Raw genomic sequence first — 4,107 nt, forward strand, 5'->3', positions numbered from 1 at the left:
GACCAGGGCGGTCGCCGGGTTCCGCAGGGCCAGCAGGACCACCGGCGCCACCACCGCGCCGAGCAGCAGCCCCGCCGCCACATCGTGGGGATAGTGGACGCCGACGAAGACCCGCGAGAACGCCTCCAGCAGCGCGAGCACGGGCGCCGCCACCGCCGTGCCGCGCCACAGCGCGACCAGCGCGACGGCGCCCGCCGCGGCGAAGGTCGCGTGGTTGCTCGGCAGCGACCAGTCGCCGTACGGCGGGCAGGTCGCCACCGTGACCACGTCGGCCAGATCCCAGCAGGGGCGCCGCAGCCGCAGCAGGCTCTTGAGGCCCTCGCTCACGAGGTACGCCACCACCACCGCGACCGGCGCGAGCAGCGCGAGCGCCATCCGGCGGTCGTCCCCGCGCCGCGCCCGCCACCAGCCGAAGACGAGGAGGGCGAAGAGGATCGCGGGAACCGCGTCCGTCGCGACCTCCGCCGCGTCGCGTACCCACCCCGGGGTGTCCCGGGCGAACGCGGTGACCTCCCGGTACCACTCGGCGCTGATCCCCGGGACGTCCTCGATCTCGGTGCCCACCGTTTCCCCTCCGTGCCGTGTTCCGCCGGTCCGTCCGGCCCTTCGACCCTAGGGACCGGACGGACCGGCGCGCACTCGCGGAAAGTCGCCGGTGGCCCTTCACTTTCGTCAATGGTCCGCCGGCACGGTCTCCTTCTCCCGTTTCCCGGCCGGGACGGCCGCCTCGCGGCGGGTGAACCGCGCGTAAGCCAGGGCGGCGCCGCCGACCAGCAGCGGCCAGACGAGGTAGACCCCCGACGCGGCGACCAGCAGGGCGACCGCCACGAGCGCGAGCAGGGCGGCGGCCCTGGCCCGGCCGCGCGGCAGCAGCCGGATGGCGGCCGCCACGCCGATCGCGTAGACCACCACGAACGACCCGTTGGTCATCAGCACCAGGGGACGGATGCCCGTCCCCGCCACGTACACGACGGCGAGCGACAGGAAGGACAGCACGGCGACGACCCCGAGGCTGCGCCGGGGCACCTCCCCGGCGACGCTGCCGCGGGAGAGCCATGGGGGCAGGGCCCCGTCGCGGCCGAGGGCCGCGCCGAGCTTCGCCGCCCCGGCCCAGTACGCGTTCATCGCGCCGAGCGTCAGCAGCAGCGCGGCCACGGCGGCGAGCAGCCGCGCGTTGCCGCCGAGGCCGAGGGCCAGCAGGTCGCCGAGGGGCGCCCGCGCGGATCCGGCGGCCGGCCCGAGGACGGCGACGGTGGCGAAGGCGACCGACAGGTACAGCACGCCGACCAGCACGACGGCGGCCGCGGCGGCCCTGGGCAGGTCCCTGGCGGGCTTGCGGAAGTCGGCGGCGAGGTGCGTGATCGCCTCCCAGCCGGCGAAGCTCCACACCAGCAGGGCCGCCGCCGGGGCGATGGCCGTCCAGCCGTGCGGGGCGAACGGCCGGAGGTTGGCCACATCGGCGTGCGGGAGCGACAGCGCGACGGCGACGACGAGCAACGCGACCAGCAGCCCGGCCAGCCCGAGCTGGACCCTGCCGGTCACCCGGAGGCCGGAGGCGTTCGACACGGTCACGACCGCCATCAGCCCCGCCGCCGTCAGTGTCGCGGTGCCGGTTCCGCCGCCCACCGCCGCCGCGACGTACTCGCCGCCGAACAGCGCCGCGGCGGCGGCGCTGGGCGGTATCGCGAAGTAGAAGCACCAGCCGACGACGACCGCGGCCCGGTCCCCGAAGGCGAGGCGGGCATAGGTCGACACGCCCCCGGAGTCGGGATGGCGGGCGCCGAGCGCGGCGAACGCCGCGGCCAGCGGGGCGGACAGCACGACCAGGCCGAGCCAGGCCAGCAGTGAGGCCGGCCCGGCCGCCTGGGCCGCGAGCGCGGGCAGGGCGATGACGCCCGTGCCGAGCACCGCGCCGACGTACATGGCGGTGCCCTGCATCGCCGTGAGGCGGCCCGCCGGGGCGGCACCAGGCGTGACGGCACGGGTGACGGCAGCGGTGACGCCGGATGTGACGCTCGTCCGAGCCATTCGCGTACACCTTCCAGTCGGGGGAGTCGTGACCGGCCAAGGGAGTCGTGACCGGTCAGGGGGACGGCCGGCCGGGGTGACCGGCCGGCCGGGGTGGTCACGCCCGTTTCAGCCGGAGGTGCTGAACTCGAGGCTGGCGGGCAGGTCGGACCGCCGGGTGACGTTGAGCTTGCGGTAGATCCTGGTCAGGTGCTGCTCGACCGTGCTGACCGTGATGTACAGCTTGTCGGCGATCTCGCGGTTGGTGTAGCCGACGGCGGCGAGCGAGGCCACGCGGCGCTCGGCCTCGCTCAGCGCCCCGGAGCCGCTCTCGGTCCTGGGCGGCTCGGCCGGCTGCCCGGGACCGCCCTGGGTGAGCGCGTTGACCAGCGGGACGGCCTCGCACTCCTCCGCGATCCGCTGCGCCTGCCTGGCGACCGTACGGGCGCGGCGCAGCTCCCCCACCGCCTGGTAGGCGTCGGCCAGGTCGACCAGGGCCCGGGCGAGCTCGTACTGGTCGCCGCTCGCCTGCAGCATGTCGGCGGCGCGGCGCAGCAGCGGGGGACGCTGCCGCGGCTCGCTCGCGGCGGCCGTCAGCCGCAGCCCGATCCCCCGGGCGCGGACCGGGCCGGGGGCGCAGCGGGTCACGTGCTCGTCCAGCAGCGGCCGGGCCCGTTCCGGGCGGCCCATGGCGATCAGCGCCTCGGCCGCGCCCGTCCGCCACGAGATGAGCCCCGGCGTGTCGAGGCTCCAGGAACCCATCAGCTCGCCGCAGGTCTGGAAGTCGCGCAGGGCCATGCCGAGGTCGCCCGTCGCCAGGTGGTAGCGGCCCCGCGCGTTCAGGTAGTGCAGGCCGTACCTGGTCTGCAGCATGGCCTCGGGCACGGGCTGGTTGACCAGCTGCACGGCCTCGTCGAGCCGGCCCATCGCGGTCACCGACGTCAGCAGCACCGACAGCGGCCCGCCGATCGCGACCCCCCAGCTCGTGGGCGGGATGAGCCGTACGGCCATCTGGGCGAGGCCCTCGGCGCCCTCCAGGTCGCCCTGCCGGAGGCTGATCTCGGCGCGCAGCGCCGCGAGGCGGGCCTGCCTGCTGGGGGCACGCCTGCTGGCGGCCTCCTCGAAGAACAGGTCGCACCAGGGCGCCGCGAGGTCGGGCCGCTCGCCGTAGATGAGCGCGAGCAGCGCGCACTCGACGGCGTCCATCGACATGTCGTCCAGGCGGGAGCCGCGCAGGATGCGTTCCACGTCGGCCAGCGTCTGCGGGTGCGGGCCCTTGGTCAGCACCGCCGCGAGCGCCGTGGCGGCCTCCAGCCGGCCGATGACCGGCGCGGACGGCGGCGCCTGCGTGCTCACGTCGGTGACCCGCGGGATGTGCGCCAGGAACGGCGTGTAGGAGCAGCGCAGCCACGGCCGGGCGGCGCGGATCTCGGCCACGGTCTCGGCGTCCATGATCGTGCCGATCCTGCCCAGGTGGTCGAGCACGTCGCGGGCGTCGTCGAAGCGGCCGTGCCACAGCAGGGCCTTGGCCAGCACCACCGCGTCGGAGCCGCGCAGGTGGCCGCGGTGCATGGCGTCGGTGAGCTCGTCGAGGTGGGCGGCGGGGGCGCTCGGGTTGAGCCGCCACTCCGCGCGCACCAGCGTCGTCTTGATGGTGGCCCGGCGCTGGTCGTCGGTGCACGCGCCGTCGGCCAGCCGCAGGTAGTCGACGGCGGGCTCGACGCGTCCCTCGCTGAGCGCCTGCCGGGCCGCCTCCTCCAGGATCGGCACGGCCCACGGGCCCCCGTTGTGCGAGGCGGCCAGCAGGTGCTCGGCGATCACGGCGGCCGGAGCGCCCTGGCCGTACGCCAGTTCGGCGGCCCTGCGGTGCAGGTCCGTCCGCTCGTGCCGGTCGAGGTCGGCGAGCACGGCGGCACGTGCCTGGGGGTGGCGCAGGTGCAGGTCGGCGCCGACCAGCCCCGCGTTGTGCAGCGCGTTCAGCGCCTGGACGACGACGCCGGCGTCGAGGTCGAGCAGCCGGTCGAGGTGGCCGGGGTCGCCGGCGACGTGCGGACGGGCGCGCCCGACGACACCGCTCTCCTGGCGGCGGCCCGGCGGCAC

Annotated in this window: 3 protein-coding genes; all 3 read right to left on the reverse strand. The window is 76.1% G+C overall.

What is annotated here, in order from left to right; all coding sequences use genetic code 11:
- The coding region (locus AB0J39_RS38535) for a phosphatase PAP2 family protein (protein ID WP_363474014.1) at nt 1-564 on the reverse strand (564 nt) is incomplete at its 3' end.
- A gap of 108 nt (nt 565-672) precedes the next feature.
- Nucleotides 673-2,028 (reverse strand): APC family permease, encoded by a 1,356-nt coding sequence (locus tag AB0J39_RS38540; protein WP_363474016.1) that lies wholly within the window; start codon nt 2,026-2,028, stop codon nt 673-675.
- A gap of 108 nt (nt 2,029-2,136) precedes the next feature.
- Nucleotides 2,137-4,107, reverse strand: a 1,971-nt coding sequence (locus AB0J39_RS38545; RefSeq protein ID WP_363474018.1) for a LuxR C-terminal-related transcriptional regulator, incomplete at its 5' end; no start/stop codon positions are given.

This window comes from Microbispora sp. NPDC049633 (genome assembly GCF_040675265.1).
In the GTDB taxonomy this organism is placed as follows: domain Bacteria; phylum Actinomycetota; class Actinomycetes; order Streptosporangiales; family Streptosporangiaceae; genus Microbispora; species Microbispora maris.

Bases quoted from the DNA above. Each gene is read 5' to 3' on its own strand.
- AB0J39_RS38540 (WP_363474016.1), bottom strand. From the start codon at position 2,028: ATGGCTCGGACGAGCGTCACATCCGGCGTCACCGCTGCCGTCACCCGT.